Below are 17,651 nucleotides of genomic sequence, written 5' to 3'. Positions count from 1 at the left end.
AATTGCCCCTGCTATTCAAGCAAAAAAAAACGCTTCGATTTATTAAATCGAAGCGCCAGCATTTTAAAAATGTATAAGTTCTATTTCTCTACTAGGAAGGATACTTTGCAATTCACACCGTAGGTAGAGATTTTTCCATCTTTCACATGACATTTCATATCCTGTACCCACACAGAATCAATACTTTTAACGGATTTCGAAGCTTCTGTGACTGCCTGTTGGACTGCATCATCAAAACTTACAGTAGACGAAGCTATTAATTCAATTTCTTTTACGATTGCCATAATATAAAGTTTAAAATTTGAAATGATAGGTACGACACTTCATACCCTATCTGACAGTATGATTAAACTTAAAGTTATAACAATTGATTTTCAATCAAGAATAATTCGCTCATCGATCCACCTTGTTGATCCAAACGTAATGGAAACTCTACAAATACTTGTGAACCAGCGGCTCCCGTTCTCTGGAATCAAAAAGTCCGAATTAATTCGGACTTCCATTTAAACTATCTTCCCTTTGGCCTATGCGATATGAAATGAGATTTCAATTTATCCAGACCAATATCTTCCTCGATTTTATCAATTTCGTACAGCCAAACTTTATCATTTAACATTTCCACGCGCTCTTTGGAATTAATCAAATCCAATGGTTTCACACGAAACTCTTTACTTATAGGTTGCGTTTGTATCTGTGCAAGACGCGTATGGCGAATGATCTGCAATTGAAAAGTTGGCCACTTCCCTACTGCCGAAAAATTGGCTGTATAGAATTGTGCAAAATCATGTTTAGGCACAGCATTGGCAAAAACTCCAGTCGTCTTCGTCCCCGAAACTTCGGATACGGACACCAATAACTCGTACGATGTTTCATTAATAATAAAGAACTTTGCTAATCCCTCTTTCTGCTCACCTGCTACCCCTAAAAAAATTCCCTTGCTGACAAATGGTAAATTAGAAGGCGCCACGACATCATCCATGTCATCTTCTACGGTACGCATATTACCATGTACAAGCGTTACTTTCGAACGCAATACAGGAATCTCAAATCCTGTATCATCCGTTACGCCTATAATATCATTCGCTTGAATAGAGGTAATATGGCCCTCTATAGGTTCATCCACAAAACGTACTAAATCTCCTATTTTCATCTTATCTATTAATTTTCTCAATCACTTCTATTAATTTATCCACATCCTGCTGTGTATTATACACATGCAGACCGATACGAATCCCTGTTCCTCTCGGAAAACATTTTATGCCATTAGCCAATAATAAATCATAATTTTTGGGATCGATTTGCAAATTTACCAAAGATGAACGCACATTTCTACCGCGTATTTCTGGCAATAACCATCCTCTTTCATCGAATTGTCCGTAAGCATAAGCACGCAATTCAATAAGATAGGTTTGAATATGATCTAATCCATGGGTCTGCATAAAATTTAAGGACCGCAATAAAGTGCCATGGCTAAGCGTATCCTGATGCCCCGGCTCGAAAAAAGTATCCAGAATACTTTTCGAAGACCACATGGCTTCATGCGGACGTGGACCTGCTTGCGCCTTTTGATACAAGATAGCTTGCAATTGATCAGACACCATCATATAGCCATTCCCAAATCCTGCCATCATCCATTTATAGCCTGAGCCCCCTATTGCGTCAAAACCAGAATCCTTAAAATTCAAAGGCTCTGTTCCCAGATACTGCGTCGCATCACCAATAATAATTAAGTCAGGAAACTCCGCTTTCAGCTTTTTTATGAAGTTTAAATCAATCATTAATCCATTAATATATTGAACCACACTCAGCAGCAAAACATCAATATGTTGATTCCGAATAGTGTATTGTATATGCTCTTCGACCTGGTGACCGACTTTTATCTTTACATAGTCCAATTGGCGGCTAATCACTGGAAAATTCAATGATGGGTAATCTTCTTCCAAAATAGCGTATTTCAATCCGGAAGGTAAGCCATCCAGCAAAGTATACATCGCGAAGGAGAAATTGGGTGTCAAATAAACCTGCTCGGTCGAGCAATTGAACAGCGCACCAAACTCACGCTTAACTTGAGCTATAAACGCCGGCTGCTGATCTCGTATATCTCCCGTTACATCAAAAAATTCCATCTCCCACACTCTACGCCATGCGTGATGCGCACGTGGCATCAATCCATTGCCCGGCGTATTGAGATAAGTTATATTATCCGGAATATCGAAGTAGCTTTTGTAATCCATATCGTGTATATGCTTGATTGCTGAGCAATTTATAAAATATTTGTGAATCAATTTCCTTTGCTCCCATTGATTCGAGATGTTCGGAATGAATTTGACAATCGATAAGTTGCAGGTCAAATTGATGACATAAATAGATTAATGCCGCTTTGGAAGCATTTGAAACTTTAGAAAACATACTCTCTCCACAAAACACTTTCCCAATCAACATCCCATAGAGTCCACCCACAAGATCCTCGTGTAGCCACACTTCAATACTGTGAGCAAAACCTTGCTGGTGTAATTGTATATAAGCTTCCTGCATCTCACTTACAATCCAAGTACCGTCTTGTTCCTTACGTTCGACAGTAGCACAATGTTGGATTACTTGCTCAAAAGCCTGATCAAACGTAATTTTAAAATCTCCCTTACCCATAATCTTTGCCATCGATTTATGCACTTTCACTTCTTGCGGGTATAAGACAAACCGCTCGTGAGGTGCATACCATAGAATGGGGGTTTCTTCCGAATACCAAGGGAATATGCCCCTCGCATACGCTTCCAACAGACGCTCAATACGCAAATCTCCTCCTATGGCTAATAAACCATCTTCTTCTGCTAAAGTTGGATCGGGAAATAAAATAGATGTATCATCTAATCTAAAAATCATAATCAAAAAAGCCAGATTGATTAATCTGGCTGTCTAGGTTCTTTACTTATTTCTTCGAATATCTTATCCATGTGCTCGACATACTCATTGGTATCATCCAAGAAAAATTCCAGTTGTGGAACTATCCTTGCCTGATTTTTAATCCGCACACCTAATTTATATCGTATTTCACTTGCCTTAGATTTTATCGAAGCAATATCGTCCTTTGCAGTCTTTGTATTCAAAAAACTTAAAAATACACGTGCTATAGCCAAATCTGGTGTGACACGTACTTTCGTAACCGTGATAAAAGCACCAGGAGCCCAAGCTCCACCTTCGCGCTGGAATAGCTCCGCCAAATCTTGTTGAACTACTCCTGCAAATCGTTGTTGTCTCTTACTCTCCGTTCCCATATGTTTTCCTCGTGGATTATTATGTAGACATATTGTCAATTACAAATATAAGCAAAACAATTTTTTTATTTGCATGCCATAAAAAAAGACTTGTCGAAGGTTAACCGACAAGTCCATCATTAGTCTAATATAGTTTTATAATTGGATAGAAAATTTCTTTTTGAAGTTTTAAGACATTGCAGGTCTATCATTATTCAATGTTTTGTTGGTTATATATGTAAGTAAATACTCACATAGCTTTGTTTTTTCATCTCCCTTAGTGATACAAACATAGTGAGATCAAATGGATTACAAAAGAAAAATTTAAAAAAAAGTAAGTGATTACTTATTCATGTCTTCTGTATCCAATTCGATTACTTTTCCTTTACCATATTCATTGGTGTAAACTTTTATAAGTACGCCCACCGAGGAAAGTATTAACGGACCAAAGATCAAGCCCAACATCCCGAACATATTTAGCCCTAATAATACCCCAAATACAGTAATCAATGGAGGTACATCACCTAAGGTTTTTAAGATTGTAAATCGTAATATATTATCAATTCCACCGACCAATAGAAAACAGTATAAAGTCAGTCCAATACCATTTCCAAGCTGTCCTGTAGCAAATACGGTAAGACAAATCGGAATATATATTGTCATAGTTCCCAACACTGGGACGATAGAAGAGACGCCAGTCAACACACCTAAGAGTATGAAATTTTCCACACCAAAAATATAATAGCCCAACATCGCTACCAATCCTTGGCACACACCCAAAATCGGAATACCTATCGCATTCGAACGCACCATCAAATCGACTTCCTTCCATATTTCGTTTTTACTGGTATTGGAAAATGGAATGGCCTTTTGAATATAATGTTCCATCTTACGGCCGTGAACCTGCATAAAGTAAAGCACAAATAGTGCTACCAAAATATTTACCCCCACCTCCACTACAGAATTTAGAATACTCGGAATGTACTTGGTCAATCGCTGCAGAAAATTGAGCAGTGCCACATCAGACATATCAATATCTTTTAGCAGGGGCTTATCCGCCATAAATTCTTTGACTTGGTTGAATTGAGCTATAATCTTATCCGTATTGGTCAAGAAACCACTGATCTGTGGAATCAAGTAATCTACAATGGCCCAGATAGGTAAGACAATAAATACAATCGAAATAAGGATATAAACGATGCTCGCTATCGTTTTGTTCCATCTACGTTGTTCCGTCAGCTTGAAGTACGAATTGCGGAATAAGATATATAGTGTTATAGCTCCTAGAAATCCAGGTAAATAATACGACAGATTTTTAAATATCAAGATGCAGATAAGGATGATAATCAAGATCAACATTATCTGATTGATAGGTGTATTATTTATCTGCTTGTGTCTCATATTAATTTATCTCCTTTACTTTTTTTACACTGAACACTACTATTAGGGCACTACCTATAAGCACAGCCCATCCCCACTGTATATGCAAGGTTTTGGCGAGTAGTCCATCGACCAATTTCATACCGAAATAATTATTAATCTTGAAATAAACAGCCACCAAACCCAATACCGTCCAGCATAGATACAATATAGCTGTAAAACGAAACAAAGTGATTTTTCGCAACACAAAAAATAGCACCAGCAAACCGAGTATACCCAGGGTGATCAAAAAGAGGCTTGTGTCAGTTTCATACAAGTTCCAATTGCCCTTGATGGGAACTTTTAAAAATGGACAAAAAATAGTGGATAAAGCCGATAAAGCAATACCCAATAATGCGGTGTATTTTCGTAATATTAACATAATGGTAAAGGTAATTTTTCCTACTTTAGCAGGCAACAAAAATTATTTGATTTATTATACAGCTCTTTATGAGACCAAAATAGGCTACTGCAGTCATGTTTAATAATGATTGTCATTACAAAGAGATATTGAATTATATGACTACCATCATTATTTCACAAAATTTAGTTTTCAATTCATTATATATCAAATAGTTAAATAAATAAAAACATCTATTTAGAGTCTTTCTAAATTAATTCGTTTGACAGATTTTTGACAGAATACCCAAGGTTTTAGCATACATTTGCAACAGTTATTTGAGCTAGAAAGTTAAAGCGTTGAAGAATTTAAAAGTTATAGCGTTCACCCACAAGCATGTCGATCTGAAAGACTTGGGGAATTTGGTTATCTGCAACGAAGAGTTAGATGCTAGATTAATCAATCTTAAGAATTCACTAGATATTCCTGAAATATTCTATATCGCAACATGCAACCGTGTGGAATTTGTTTTCTACGGAGCACATGAGTTGACGGATGAGTTTATTACAGAATTCATCGAAAAAATGAATTTTTGTGTGCCGGCAGAAAGACTTCAGTGCTACTTAGGCCAAGTAACTCGCTATGCAGGTATGGATGCACTCAACCATCTATTCCGCATGTCCTGCTCTTTAGAGAGTTTGGTAGTCGGCGAAAAAGAGATTCTAGCACAGGTACGTCGCGCCTACGAAAAATGCCGCGAAGCAGGGTTTACAGGAGACTTTCTTCGCTTGATGATGGACAGATTGGTAAAAACTGCCAAAGAAGTCTACACCAATACCAACATTTCACGCAATCCTATTTCTGTTGTTTCCCTAGCTTACCGTAAGCTGAAAGAAATCAAATTGGCGGAAAACCCGAGAATATTAGTAATTGGATCAGGTGAAACCAATCAAAATTTTGCTAAGTATCTTAAAAAACATAAACTTTCCAATTTCGTTGTTTTCAACCGCACGCTGGAAAATGCTAAAAATTTAGCACAAGAATTAAGCTGTGAAGCTTTTCCTTTGGCCGAATTGGCAAATTACAAACAAGGTTTTGATGTAATGATCACGTGCACGGGTGCAGCGGGCTCTATTATTGACAATACCTTATATGAAAGTTTATTGAACGGAGACACAGACAAGAAAGTAATTGTGGACTTAGCTGTTCCTACAGATATTGATGCGGAAGTGTTAGCCCACCATTCTATTCATTACATTGAAGTAAGCGGTCTGCAAGCCATTGCAGAGAAAAACATCCAAGAAAGATACAACGAATTAGAACACGCAGAGGCTATCATCGACGCCAACATTCAAGAGTTCCTTCCTATTATCAAACAACGCCGCGTAGAAGTTGCTATGCGTCAGGTACCTGATAAGATCAAGGAAATCCGTGCTACGGCTATGAATGAAGTTTTTGCTCAGGACCTTAACAACCTGGATCCACAGGCACGTGAGCTCTTGGAAAAAGTGATCAACTATATGGAGAAAAAATACATCAAAGTTCCTATGGTGATGGCTAAAGAAATTCTTGTTAAAAACGCTGAATTCGAAAAGAATTAATTCATTTTATTTTTACTTAACAAAAGATACTTTATTCTGACACTAAAAGAGCTGGAAAGTGGTTCTATTTGGCTAAATTTGCAACGTTAATTCATAACGTAAATAAGTCTCAGTGAACAGAAAATTAATTATCGGAACTAGAGGTAGCCAACTTGCGCTTTGGCAAGCCAACTTCGTAAAAGATAGATTAGCAGAAATCGGCGTAGAAGCAGAATTAAAGATTATTAAGACACAAGGTGATATTATCCAACACCTGCGTTTGGATAAATTAGAAGGCAAAGGATTCTTCACCAAAGAGCTCGAAGAAGAATTGCTTTCCGCAAAAATCGACCTCGCTGTTCACTCCCACAAAGACTTACCTACTGTCAATCCTCCTGGACTCATTATAGCCGCTGTATCGGAGCGTGAAGACCCCTCAGAAGTGATCATTATCCACAAAGATTGCGTCGATGTGACCAAACGACTTTCATTGAAGCATAATGCAAGTGTAGGTACTTCATCCAACAGACGTAAAGCTCAACTTCTGTCGGTACGTCCAGATCTTGAATTTTCAGACTTACGTGGTAATTTACAAACGCGTATTCAAAAATTACGTGATGAGCAATACGATGCTATCGTATTGGCCAAAGCAGGTGTCTCCCGTATTGAAATGGATTTGTCCGATTTTCACCTCGAAGAGATTGCACCTGTCGACATCATCCCTGCGCCTGCGCAAGGCGTGTTAGCGATTCAAATACGTGAGACAGATCAAGAATTATTCAATCTATTGCAAAAGATAAATTGCGAAGCTGTGGCCAAAACTATTGCCGTAGAACGCAAAGTATTGAACATGTTTGACGCAGGATGTCATGCGCCTCTAGGCTCTTATTGCCGCGAGCGCAATGGCAAATATGAAGCTTGGACATCTATAGCGGAAGACAACGAAGATTTTCCGGATAGATTGTACATTCAATCCGACACAACTGAAGGTATGGCAGCACAGATCTTTGCTAAATTTCAGAAAGACCGTAAACTTCCTTCCTCGGTATTTATTTCCCGTGATCTGGACGAAAATTCGTACTTAGCCAAATGGTTGGCAAAACATAATATTGCAGTAGACGCACGTTCGCTAATTAAAATATTCCCGACGATCAATACATTAGATTCTTTCATTCTGAAAAGAGCGGATTGGATTTTCTTCAATAGCAAAAATGCTATAGAGCATTTCTTCAAATTGCAACCCTTGATCCTTAAGAAAACCAAAATTGGCGTATTGGGCAGAGGTTCAGAATCTACATTGCGCAAATTTGGTCGTGTAGCCGACTTTTCAGGAGATGATTTAGGAATAGGAACCGATGAAATCGCTCAAGAATTTGCAAAAGTTGTAGACGGAAAAACGGTGTTTATTCCACGTGCCAAAGACTCTTTAATGAGTATTCAGAAGGCTTTAACACCAAATACGCAGGTAATTGATATGCCGATTTACGAAACGGTATTGGATGAAAATGTGGATAAGACCAACGCCGATGTATTAATCTTTACCAGCCCAAGTAATGTACATGCATACTTTGCGGAAAATTTGGCTGAACCCAACCAACAGATAATCTGTATCGGTTATTCAACTGCTAAGGTGATTGAAGAAATGGGCTTACCCTACACATTACCCTTCTCTCCAGACGAAATGGGCTTAGCAGAAGCAATTTTTGGATTAGATTATAAATAACAGTACAATAAGCCATTTCCTTAGAAATGGCTTTGACATAAACACAAAAACCATGTTACAACGTCCTAGAAGAAACAGAAAATCAGCAGTCATTCGCGACATGATTCAAGAGACACATTTGTCCGCTTCTAACCTTATATTCCCTCTATTCATCATTAATGGCGAAAATCAAAAAGAGGAAGTGAAATCAATGCCGGGGATATTCCGGTATTCAATAGACAACTTACTGCGCGAGGTAGAAAGTTGTATGAATTTGGGATTAAAGGCTTTCGACTTGTTTCCTGCTGTAGAAGAATCTTTAAAAGACAAATACGCAACGGAGAGTTACCGAGAAGGCACTTTGTATCTACGTGCTATTGATGCCGTGAAGAAAAATTTTCCAGAAGCATGCGTGATTACCGATGTTGCGATGGATCCTTACAGCTCAGATGGGCATGACGGAATCGTTGAAAATGGAGAAATTTTAAACGATGAGACTTTAGAAGTTTTGGGCAAAATGGCTTTGGCTCATGCTCAAAAGGGTGCTGATATCATAGCGCCTTCGGACATGATGGATGGACGTATTGGTTATTTACGTTCAGTTTTGGACGATAACGGTTTTACGAATGTTTCCCTAATGTCTTACACCGCCAAATATGCTTCGGCTTATTATGGCCCATTCCGTGATGCATTAGGTTCTGCGCCAAAAAAAGGCGATAAAAAAACATACCAAATGAATCCAGCCAACAGCCGCGAAGCATTAATCGAAGCACAATTGGACATGGAAGAAGGTGCTGACTTCTTGATGGTCAAACCAGGTCTTCCATATTTGGATGTGATTAAATTATTACACGACAAATTTGATTTACCAATTGCTGCATATAATGTATCAGGTGAATATGCGATGTTGAAAGCTGCTATTGCGAATGGTTGGTTGTCCGAAGCTGTGATCATGGAGACTTTATTAAGCTTCCGTCGCGCTGGCGCTACTTCAATACTAACCTACCACGCGAAAGAGGTTATCGAAAAAGGTTGGTTGAAATAGGATACTAATTTTGCCGTCATATCGACTTTAGGAGATATCGCATTTAGATTTCTCATTGCATTCGAAATGAACAAATACAGTAAAGGCTCAAGAGATTCTTGAGCCTTTGTTATTTATAGCATTTCCTGACTTGGTAATGAATATAATTTACTTATAAATCTCTAACTTCGCAAGAATATTGATTATAGCACATGAAAGCACAGGATATATGTAGAGAAAAGTCTGCTGAACTTTTCGAAAAGGCAAAAAACTATTTCCCGGGTGGTGTGAACTCACCGGTTAGAGCATTTAAATCCGTTTATGGTACGCCTTTATTTATCGAGAGAGGTGATAAAGCACATTTATGGGATGCGGATGGAAACGAGTTTATTGATTTTTGTTGTTCTTGGGGACCGCTTATTTTAGGACACAACAACCCACAAATTCGCGAAGCAGTCGAGGCCCAGTTAGGGAAAGGATTAAGTTTTGGTGCACCTACAGCATTAGAAAATGAGTTGGCGGATTTAATAATTTCCAACAATAAATATATTGAGAAAATCCGCTTTGTAAGTTCAGGAACAGAAGCTGTGATGTCAGCTATTCGTTTGGCTAGAGGATATACAAAACGTGACAAAATTGTCAAATTCGAAGGTTGTTACCATGGTCACTCCGATTCACTATTAGTAAAAGCAGGATCGGGATTAGTGACATTCGGTGAAACGTCTTCTGCGGGTGTTCCTAAAGCTTTCGCGGATGAAACTATCGTTATAGGGTTAAATGACAAAGCTGCTTTAGAACAAGTATTTGTTGATTTCAAAGACCAAATTGCAGCAGTAATCATCGAAGGTGTTCCAGCTAATAATGGACTTTTGATTCAAGACAAAGAGTACATCCAATTTTTAAGAGACATCACCGCATCCAATGGTTCATTATTGATCTTTGATGAAGTGATTACGGGTTTCCGCTTAGGATTCGAGGGTGCTGCCAAATATTATGATATCCAACCAGATATATTGACATATGGCAAAATCATCGGTGGCGGTATGCCAGTAGGTGCTTACGGTGCTTCTGCTGAGATCATGGGACATATTTCTCCTGATGGAGGCGTATATCAAGCCGGAACTTTATCGGGCAACCCTGTGGCTATGGCGGCAGGTATTGCTGCGTTGAGTATATTGGCACAGCCAGGATTTTATGAAAAATTGGAATCTACGACACAAGCTTTTGTAGAAGAACTTCGTGGATTCATCGCGGATAACGATCTAGTAGTGAAGATATTCACAATCGGATCTATATTTTGGTTTGCGTTTACTGCGCAAGAAAATATCCAAACAGCTGCACAAATTGATCCGGCTTCTATGGAGAAATACAAAATCATGCACCGCGAATTATTAAACAGAGGTGTATACTTCGGTCCTTCGGGCTATGAAGTGGGATTTATATCTGCTGCTCATACAAAAGAAGACTTGCAGACGGCTTTAGCAGTTATTAAGGATTCGCTCTTAGTTGCCTTTGCATAAAACTTTTTTGATCGTGTTTTGTTATTAACCATTGAATACCACATCAATGTATAACAAAACACGATAATAATGAAAAAAACTACATCAACGCTACTCGCATTTTCAACTGCTTTATTAACAATGGTCAGTTGTAATCAGACGACCAAGGATACAGATGGGAATGTACAGGATTCTACTTTACTTTCAGATACAGTCGGAGCTATAGCGGTCAATCCATTATCTCATGCCAAGGAATTTCCTGGCGCGAGTCTTACGATGTCTTCCTTGACTTCCGAAAAAGTGGGAACGGATTCAGCAAGAATCACGGTAAAATATAAGGTAACTAACTTTAATCTTACCGAACAAACAGACCACGAACACCACATGGCCAACTCGGCTGAAGGGCAGCATATTCACTTTATTCTTAACAATGAGCCTTACGAGGCACTTTATAAACCAGAGCATACTAAAGTGGTGCCGATTAATTCCGAACATCACCTAATGTCTTTCTTATCGCGTTCATTCCACGAATCTATCAAGACTGCAGACGCCCATAAAGTCGTGAAATTTAAAGTGAATGCGGATGGCAAGATTGAAGAAATGCCTGCTCCTACCCAACCTGCATTATTCTACAGTAGACCAAAAGGCGAATATAAGAGTGATGATACGAAAACTGTTCTTTTGGATTTCTTCGTGACCAATACGACGCTAGGTGCTTCAGAGAATAAAGTGATGGCGCAGATTAATGGGCAAGAGTTTACTTTAGACCAATGGGTGCCTTACGAAATTATAAACCTTCCAATGGGAGAAAACATTATAAAATTGTCCTTAGTAGATAAAGATGGTAATGCGCTGACAGGAGATAATGTATCCATAGAGCGTAAGATTACCCTCACCAACTAGTGAACTTTTCCATCATAAAAGGAATAAGAAAGCTCAACGAAACCGTTGAGCTTTTTCTATGGCAAAATTTTTGCTATCATTTAAACTAATTACAGCCACGATTGTCAAACAATAAAAAACAATTAATTAAAACTATATAAATATGAAAAAGATATTAGTAGCTCTCGCTATTGCAGGCGCATCTTTCGCAACTCTAAGCTCTTGTACTAAAGAGTATATTACTGAAGAACACATCAATTACTTACCAGGCGTAAGCTATGTATATACTATCAAATCAAATCAGTGGACGCAATCAGAACCAAGAGTATATCGCTTTGAGCAAAATATTGCTGATTTAGACAGTAGATATTTCGAAGATGGTCATGTAAGTGTAGCTGTATCTTATGATAACGATAAGACGACATATGAATTAATACCAGCGACGATTGGTAATTATATTTTTTCCGCAAACTATTCCGTAGGTAAAGTAAGAATATTTGCAGAATACCGTGGGGCGGGAACACCGACTCCGCCAGCTAATATGATTACAAAAATTGTTCTTTCGGACAACGAAATTGGCAATTAATCAACACATAAAATAACGGGAAAATTGAAAAAATTTTCCCGTATTATTCTACAATATCCCTTCCTTCAGCTCCTCAATAGCCTATTACATCCACCAACATTTATTATCATTTCAATTTATTATCTATAATCTAAATTACAAACCGTCGCATTTTTAGGTGGTTATGCTAATATTATATTTGCTTTTCTTATATTTAAAAAAACATCTGCAAAATCTTCCTAATGCTAGAAATCTCAAAAACATTGAACTGTGAAGAAGAGGCTATTCACTTATGTGGTAAGGTTCAAAATTTCGGGTACTTATTAGTTTTTAACTCATTAGGAGAATGCGTGGCTGTCAGTGAGAACTGTACAGAATGGTTGAAATTGGATATTCCAACTGCACTTTCCAAAAAACTGGAATATTACACCAATTTCCTAAATCAAGAAAATGCTCTTCAAATTAATGCAAGCAAGATATTCTCCTTAGAAGATCGGACCTTGTCCTTCAAGACACAATTGAATAATGAAAATTATCAATTGACGATTTATCTAAATGAAAACCAACTTTTCTTAGAGTTCGAAAAAAATGAGAATATCATCATTGAACTCAGTCAGTTGAATGATTTCCAGATGATATTTGACAAAAACGAAAACACGTGGCAATCACTGTGCGACAATATCATGAAAATCATTGATTTTGACCGCATCATGATCTATCAATTTCTGGAAGACAGTAGTGGCATCGTTGTGGCTGAAAATGTAAAGGAACAAGGAGAATCTCTTCTCGGATATAGGTATCCTGAATTTGACATTCCTGTTCAAGCAAGGCAATTGTACCTCAAAAATTTATCGCGACAAACACCCGATATCGATGCCATGACTTTTGATTTACATGGTATTTCGCCAACACAGATCGACTTATCAAAATCCCAAATTCGTGCCTTATCACCCATTCATTTGCAATATTTAAAAAACTTTGGGGTAAGCGCGAGTGCAAGTTTTTCTATTATAATTGACAATAAGTTGTGGGGATTGGTTGCTTGTCAGAATTTCGAGCCTAAATACATCCCATACGACAAAAGAAGTCTCTGCGTATTTGTAACGCATTATGCAGCAAATAAGTATTTGGTACAAAGACAACGTATCAAAATGAGACAAAATGAAACCATCAAAGAGATTGAATTGGGATTGAAAGAAAAACTCTTCTATAGCCAATCTTTTCAAAAGACGCTAGGTGAATTTGCACATCTGTTCATGCACACATTGTCTTCATCGGGATTAATTATTACATCTCCTGATTATACATTGCGCTATGGCGATACACCAAACAATTCGCTTTTCAAAAAAATCCATCAGGAAGTCAATATCCAAGCCGCAAACGAAAATATTTATAGCACATTTGCATTCAACTTGAGTGAAGACGAAGACTTATCCAAATGGAAAGGTGTAGCGCGGATTAGCTTTAACAAAGAGCATGATTATTCGATTTATTGGTTTCGAAAAGAAATTCTTGTTGAAGAAAAATGGGCTGGTGTACCGGAAAAACTGCCCATATTTTCGGAAGCGAAAAATGCGTATGTTTACTCGCCACGCACCTCATTCCAGGTATGGAAAAAAGAAGTAAATGGGCAATCCGAGAAATGGTCCAAATTTGATTTGGAGTTTTTGTCGCGTATCCACAAATTGATACAAGATTCTTTGTTGAGGCAGATGACGGAAGTGAGGAGACTCAATGAGAAGCTCATAGAAACCAATAATCAGTTGGAAACTTATACACAAGAATTGGGTCACGATCTAAAAAATCCACTGTCGACGATCAAAACCTCGGCACAATTCATGCAAACGCGCAAAGATTTGCCTGTAGATATGATTGTGAAGTTTTCGAAGAATATTACGGAAGCTGCCAAGGTAATAAATGACATCATCGATCGTACGCTCGCTTCAGCGAAGTCGTCACCTCTATTATTTCAGCTTGAAGTCATTCATACTGAAAGTTTCATTAACCAAATAATTACCCAAGCTATGGAGTATTATAAGGTTACAAATATGGATCTGCGGCTGGGTGAGCTTCATCCTATATATGGCGAAAAAACATCCTTGTATCAACTGTTTATGAACTTAATCAATAATGCGATTAAATTCAGCAGTCAACAAGAAGCAACCATCTTGGAGGTGTACAGCGAAGTAAAAGCAGATAAGACTATTTACTATATCAAAGATAATGGAATTGGCATTGATGAATCGGAGAAAGAACAAGTCTTCGGCTTATTCAAAAGGCTTACCAATGCCTCGGCATATGAAGGCAGCGGAGTCGGGATGTCCATTGTAAAACGTATAGTGGATAGATTGAATGCTGAAATTAGTTTTGAAAGCAATATTGGCATAGGAACAACCTTTAAAATTTCATTTCCTAATGAATAACAGTTTACTAAAGACCGAAACGCAAGATTTGCACGATAGAATTGAGCATGTGATGCATGCTCATCTTTTATTTTCCAATCAGTTTACGGAAATACATTACCAGCATTTTATGCTCAAATCGTACAGTTATATCCACGCTATCGTCGATAAGGTAAGTATGGCATGGCCTGAATTTTCTGAAATATTGGAGCAGAAACGGCTTGCATTACGAGAAGATCTAGCACACCTACAGCTTACTCCCGATGAAAGTGCAGCGCTAGCGATCACCTCCACGGATAAACATTATAAGCTTGGTCTAATCTATATTGTGCTAGGCGCCATGCTTGGTAATAAGATGATTTTGTCCAAATTAAAAGAATATCCGGCCTTCGAAGGATTCCCATTTGCTTACCTTTCTAGACATCAAGACCAACTCTCTTCCATCTGGAAAGATTTTCAATCGCGCATCAATCAATTAGACGCTACTGAATTACAGCATGTGATCCAAGGGGCACGCGATGGTTATCTTTTTTTTGGTGAATAAAAATATTTAGGTCAAGAGACTCGCAGCATTGGCCAATGCTGCCTCCCCCGGTGAAGCTCCTGATAGCATCTGTGCGATCTCGTACACCCTTTCATCCCGATTCAAAAGCACGATATTGGAGCGTGTCTTCTCTTCACGATCTTCTTTATAAACTTTGAAGTGTGACGTTCCCTTGGAAGCAATCTGCGGTAGGTGTGTAATGGCCAATACCTGCATATTACCCGCCAACTCCTGCATGACCTCTCCTACCCTTAGTGCCACTTCTCCCGAAATCCCCGTATCGATCTCATCGAATATAATGGTTGGCAAAGAGGAATTGTGTGCCACCAAAGATTTAATAGCCAACATCACGCGTGATAGCTCACCGCCGGATGCGACTTTGTGAATGGGCTGTAAAGCCTGTCCTTTATTGGCCGAAAACAAGAACTGTACTGTATCTAAGCCTTTGGAAGAAGCTTTTTCTAACATTTGAGGAGTCAGTTGAATATTCAGTTTTGCGTTAGACATCCCGACATGAGCCAACGTGTCCTGCACAGCTTTCTCCACCTGAGGTATAGCGGATGTCCGTTTTTGGTGAATTTGTTTTCCAAGTGTCAGCACGACTTCTTCTTGTGCTTTCCTCTCATTTTCAAGTTTCGCTAATATTTCATCGTGATTCAGTGCTACCTGCAACTTCTCTTCCAATTCATTGCGTAGTTGGATCAGTTCTGCTTCGCTGTCCAGACGGTGTTTTTTCAACAAGCTATAGATATCGCTGAGCCTCGAATTGACTTCGTTCAACCTATTTTCGTCCAACTGAATTTCAGCCTCTTGGTTAGCAATCTCAGCAGCTACATCTTTTATCTCTATATGCGCACTTTGCAAACGGTTGGCCAAGTCTTCCGCGTCGGTAAAATACCGCGAAGCTTGTTGTATTTGCTGCATACTGTCTTTCAAAAGTGTCAACACATTTTGTTCGGCATCCGACAATAGGTAATTGGAGGATAATAAAGCACGTTTTATCTCCTCCGCATTCTCCAGCTGACTTTGTTCCGCTTCTAATTCTTTCATTTCACCTTCACGGACATTCAGCTTTTCCAATTCATCGAATAAAAATTGGTTGTAATCTAGTTCAGCATGAGCAGTACGCGACTCTTCTTTCAACGTTTTCAGTTTTTTGTCCAATTGTCGCAATTGCTGCAATTCGCTACGGAAGTTTTCGAGTAAAGGAGCATTACTTGCAATAGCATCCAATACAAACAGTTGAAATTCTTCAGTATTGATCTGCAAGGTCGCATGTTGGGAGTGAATGTCTATCAAGCGCTCGCCCAATGATTTTAGCGTAGTGAGATTGACGGGAGAATCATTTACGAAAGCACGGGACTTACCATCCAATGATATTTCACGTCGTATGATTGTGTCTTCTTCGTATTCTAGGTCATTTTCGCTAAAAAAAGCTGTCAAATCATAACTCGCAATTGAAAAATAGCCCTCGATTATACATTTCTTATCATCATTAAAAAACTGCTTTCCATCGGCACGATTGCCTAAGATCAAGCCTAATGCACCCATTAAGATGGACTTACCGGCTCCCGTCTCGCCCGTGATAATATTCAACCCTTTATCAAAGGAAATGTCTAAATTATCGATTAAAGCGTAGTTTTTTATTAATAATCGTGATAGCATAAAGTATGTTTTGAAGTAAATTTCTACTGAAAAACTAATCTCAAATATAGGGATTAGATTTAGGTTTGAAAACCACAAAAAGTTTAGTTTATATCATAAAAAATAATATGTTTGTAGCGATATGCCGGATTTCAGCACACAATTGAGTAAGTATATGCCCGTGGAGGCTGCGCCTATTATTTCGCAATGGCTTAATGCTACGGCCTGCCGGTTTAAAGTCACCAAAAGCCGTAGCACGAAATTAGGTGATTACCGCGCTCCATTCCGGGGAAGTCCTCACCAGATCACCGTCAACCACGACCTCAACCCTTATGCTTTCTTATTAACCACGGTACACGAGTTTGCACATCTCAAAACCTATCAGGATTTCAAAAACACAGTAAAACCGCATGGCGAAGAGTGGAAAAACAATTTCAAATCCTTGATTCAGCCTTTTCTGAAATTAAATATTTTCCCTTCAGAGGTAATTATAGCGATCAATGGCTATATGAACAATCCGGCCGCATCGTCCTGCACAGATCTAAATCTTTACCGTGTTCTCAAAAAATTTGACGTTGCCAGCAGCTCAATTATTCATGTGGAACAATTGCCCGACCAAGCCATTTTTCAATTAAAAAATGGTCGTGTATTTCAGAAAATGGAAAAATTGCGCAAAAGATACAAGTGTCTGGAATTAAACACGCAAAAAATCTATCTCTTTCATCCCATTGCGGAGGTATTTCCTGTCAAAGATTAGATAGAAGGCTATATATTTCTTTTAAAATCGTATTTTTAGTCG

At 38.4% G+C, this 17,651-nt stretch carries 17 protein-coding genes; 9 read left to right on the top strand and 8 right to left on the bottom strand.

Annotation, left to right across the window (positions count from 1 at the left end; genetic code table 11):
• Positions 1 to 80 precede the first annotated feature (80 nt).
• From EDC17_RS05050 to EDC17_RS05020, 7 genes are all read right to left on the bottom strand, one after another.
• The gene (locus EDC17_RS05050; RefSeq protein WP_132777061.1) at positions 81 to 284 is read right to left on the bottom strand and encodes a dodecin family protein; all 204 of its coding nucleotides are present in this window, start codon (positions 282 to 284) and stop codon (positions 81 to 83) included.
• A gap of 224 nt (positions 285 to 508) precedes the next feature.
• The gene (locus EDC17_RS05045; protein ID WP_132777060.1) at positions 509 to 1,150 is read right to left on the bottom strand and encodes a hypothetical protein; all 642 of its coding nucleotides are present in this window, start codon (positions 1,148 to 1,150) and stop codon (positions 509 to 511) included.
• A gap of 1 nt (position 1,151) precedes the next feature.
• Positions 1,152 to 2,234: an aminotransferase class V-fold PLP-dependent enzyme gene (locus EDC17_RS05040; RefSeq protein WP_132777059.1), complete on the bottom strand. Its 1,083-nt coding sequence runs from the start codon at positions 2,232 to 2,234 to the stop codon at positions 1,152 to 1,154.
• A complete protein-coding gene (aat, locus tag EDC17_RS05035) occupies positions 2,200 to 2,880 on the bottom strand; it encodes a leucyl/phenylalanyl-tRNA--protein transferase (RefSeq protein WP_132777058.1) in 681 nt (226 codons plus the stop codon). Before aat ends, EDC17_RS05040 begins: the two co-directional genes overlap by 35 nt.
• Before the next feature lie 20 nt (positions 2,881 to 2,900).
• Positions 2,901 to 3,272: a 30S ribosome-binding factor RbfA gene (rbfA, locus tag EDC17_RS05030; RefSeq protein ID WP_132777057.1), complete on the bottom strand. Its 372-nt coding sequence runs from the start codon at positions 3,270 to 3,272 to the stop codon at positions 2,901 to 2,903.
• 321 nt (positions 3,273 to 3,593) lie between these two features.
• Positions 3,594 to 4,652 (bottom strand): AI-2E family transporter, encoded by a 1,059-nt coding sequence (locus tag EDC17_RS05025; protein WP_132777056.1) that lies wholly within the window; start codon positions 4,650 to 4,652, stop codon positions 3,594 to 3,596.
• Position 4,653: 1 nt separating this feature from the next.
• Positions 4,654 to 5,052: a hypothetical protein gene (locus EDC17_RS05020; protein WP_132777055.1), complete on the bottom strand. Its 399-nt coding sequence runs from the start codon at positions 5,050 to 5,052 to the stop codon at positions 4,654 to 4,656.
• 317 nt (positions 5,053 to 5,369) lie between these two features.
• On the opposite strand from EDC17_RS05020, the gene hemA reads away from it, so the two are divergent.
• The 8 genes from hemA to EDC17_RS04980 all read left to right on the top strand — a co-directional run bounded on the left by hemA (position 5,370) and on the right by EDC17_RS04980 (position 15,208).
• A complete protein-coding gene (gene hemA, locus EDC17_RS05015; RefSeq protein WP_132777054.1) occupies positions 5,370 to 6,611 on the top strand; it encodes a glutamyl-tRNA reductase in 1,242 nt (413 codons plus the stop codon).
• A gap of 112 nt (positions 6,612 to 6,723) precedes the next feature.
• Entirely contained in the window at positions 6,724 to 8,313 is a 1,590-nt protein-coding gene (gene hemC / locus EDC17_RS05010; RefSeq protein ID WP_132777053.1) for a hydroxymethylbilane synthase, read from the top strand.
• 52 nt (positions 8,314 to 8,365) lie between these two features.
• A complete protein-coding gene (hemB, locus tag EDC17_RS05005; protein ID WP_132777052.1) occupies positions 8,366 to 9,337 on the top strand; it encodes a porphobilinogen synthase in 972 nt (323 codons plus the stop codon).
• Between the two features lie 191 nt (positions 9,338 to 9,528).
• On the top strand, positions 9,529 to 10,836 hold the full coding sequence (gene hemL, locus EDC17_RS05000) for a glutamate-1-semialdehyde 2,1-aminomutase (RefSeq protein WP_132777051.1): 1,308 nt from the start codon (positions 9,529 to 9,531) through the stop codon (positions 10,834 to 10,836).
• Positions 10,837 to 10,905: 69 nt separating this feature from the next.
• Positions 10,906 to 11,718: a hypothetical protein gene (locus EDC17_RS04995; protein WP_132777050.1), complete on the top strand. Its 813-nt coding sequence runs from the start codon at positions 10,906 to 10,908 to the stop codon at positions 11,716 to 11,718.
• Between the two features lie 142 nt (positions 11,719 to 11,860).
• Positions 11,861 to 12,283: a hypothetical protein gene (locus tag EDC17_RS04990; RefSeq protein WP_132777049.1), complete on the top strand. Its 423-nt coding sequence runs from the start codon at positions 11,861 to 11,863 to the stop codon at positions 12,281 to 12,283.
• A gap of 221 nt (positions 12,284 to 12,504) precedes the next feature.
• A complete protein-coding gene (locus EDC17_RS04985; RefSeq protein WP_132777048.1) occupies positions 12,505 to 14,685 on the top strand; it encodes an ATP-binding protein in 2,181 nt (726 codons plus the stop codon).
• On the top strand, positions 14,678 to 15,208 hold the full coding sequence (locus EDC17_RS04980) for a biliverdin-producing heme oxygenase (protein ID WP_132777047.1): 531 nt from the start codon (positions 14,678 to 14,680) through the stop codon (positions 15,206 to 15,208). Before EDC17_RS04985 ends, EDC17_RS04980 begins: the two co-directional genes overlap by 8 nt.
• 6 nt (positions 15,209 to 15,214) lie before the next feature.
• Here the strand turns inward: EDC17_RS04980 and recN are convergent, their stop codons facing one another.
• Positions 15,215 to 16,873 (bottom strand): DNA repair protein RecN, encoded by a 1,659-nt coding sequence (recN, locus tag EDC17_RS04975; protein WP_132777046.1) that lies wholly within the window; start codon positions 16,871 to 16,873, stop codon positions 15,215 to 15,217.
• A 121-nt stretch (positions 16,874 to 16,994) separates the two neighbouring features.
• On the opposite strand from recN, the gene EDC17_RS04970 reads away from it, so the two are divergent.
• Complete coding sequence (locus tag EDC17_RS04970) at positions 16,995 to 17,609, top strand: SprT family zinc-dependent metalloprotease (protein ID WP_132777045.1); 615 nt, start codon at positions 16,995 to 16,997, stop codon at positions 17,607 to 17,609.
• Positions 17,610 to 17,651 lie beyond the last annotated feature (42 nt).

Origin of the sequence: Sphingobacterium alimentarium (assembly GCF_004342685.1) — a bacterium.
GTDB classification, from domain to species: Bacteria; Bacteroidota; Bacteroidia; order Sphingobacteriales; family Sphingobacteriaceae; genus Sphingobacterium; species Sphingobacterium alimentarium.
Note: the sequence above shows the minus strand (reverse complement) of the source record. Positions and strands in the feature narration are given on the sequence as shown.

Excerpts from the sequence above, each read along its gene's own strand:
- EDC17_RS05050 (WP_132777061.1), bottom strand. The coding sequence starts at position 284 with ATGGCAATCGTAAAAGAAATTGAATTAATAGCTTCGTCTACTGTAAGT.
- EDC17_RS05045 (WP_132777060.1), bottom strand. The coding sequence starts at position 1,150 with ATGAAAATAGGAGATTTAGTACGTTTTGTGGATGAACCTATAGAGGGC.
- EDC17_RS05040 (WP_132777059.1), bottom strand. The coding sequence starts at position 2,234 with ATGGATTACAAAAGCTACTTCGATATTCCGGATAATATAACTTATCTC.
- aat (WP_132777058.1), bottom strand. The coding sequence starts at position 2,880 with ATGATTTTTAGATTAGATGATACATCTATTTTATTTCCCGATCCAACT.
- rbfA (WP_132777057.1), bottom strand. The coding sequence starts at position 3,272 with ATGGGAACGGAGAGTAAGAGACAACAACGATTTGCAGGAGTAGTTCAA.
- EDC17_RS05025 (WP_132777056.1), bottom strand. The coding sequence starts at position 4,652 with ATGAGACACAAGCAGATAAATAATACACCTATCAATCAGATAATGTTG.
- EDC17_RS05020 (WP_132777055.1), bottom strand. The coding sequence starts at position 5,052 with ATGTTAATATTACGAAAATACACCGCATTATTGGGTATTGCTTTATCG.
- hemB (WP_132777052.1), top strand. The coding sequence starts at position 8,366 with ATGTTACAACGTCCTAGAAGAAACAGAAAATCAGCAGTCATTCGCGAC.
- hemL (WP_132777051.1), top strand. The coding sequence starts at position 9,529 with ATGAAAGCACAGGATATATGTAGAGAAAAGTCTGCTGAACTTTTCGAA.
- EDC17_RS04995 (WP_132777050.1), top strand. The coding sequence starts at position 10,906 with ATGAAAAAAACTACATCAACGCTACTCGCATTTTCAACTGCTTTATTA.
- EDC17_RS04990 (WP_132777049.1), top strand. The coding sequence starts at position 11,861 with ATGAAAAAGATATTAGTAGCTCTCGCTATTGCAGGCGCATCTTTCGCA.
- EDC17_RS04985 (WP_132777048.1), top strand. The coding sequence starts at position 12,505 with ATGCTAGAAATCTCAAAAACATTGAACTGTGAAGAAGAGGCTATTCAC.
- EDC17_RS04980 (WP_132777047.1), top strand. The coding sequence starts at position 14,678 with ATGAATAACAGTTTACTAAAGACCGAAACGCAAGATTTGCACGATAGA.
- recN (WP_132777046.1), bottom strand. The coding sequence starts at position 16,873 with ATGCTATCACGATTATTAATAAAAAACTACGCTTTAATCGATAATTTA.
- EDC17_RS04970 (WP_132777045.1), top strand. The coding sequence starts at position 16,995 with ATGCCGGATTTCAGCACACAATTGAGTAAGTATATGCCCGTGGAGGCT.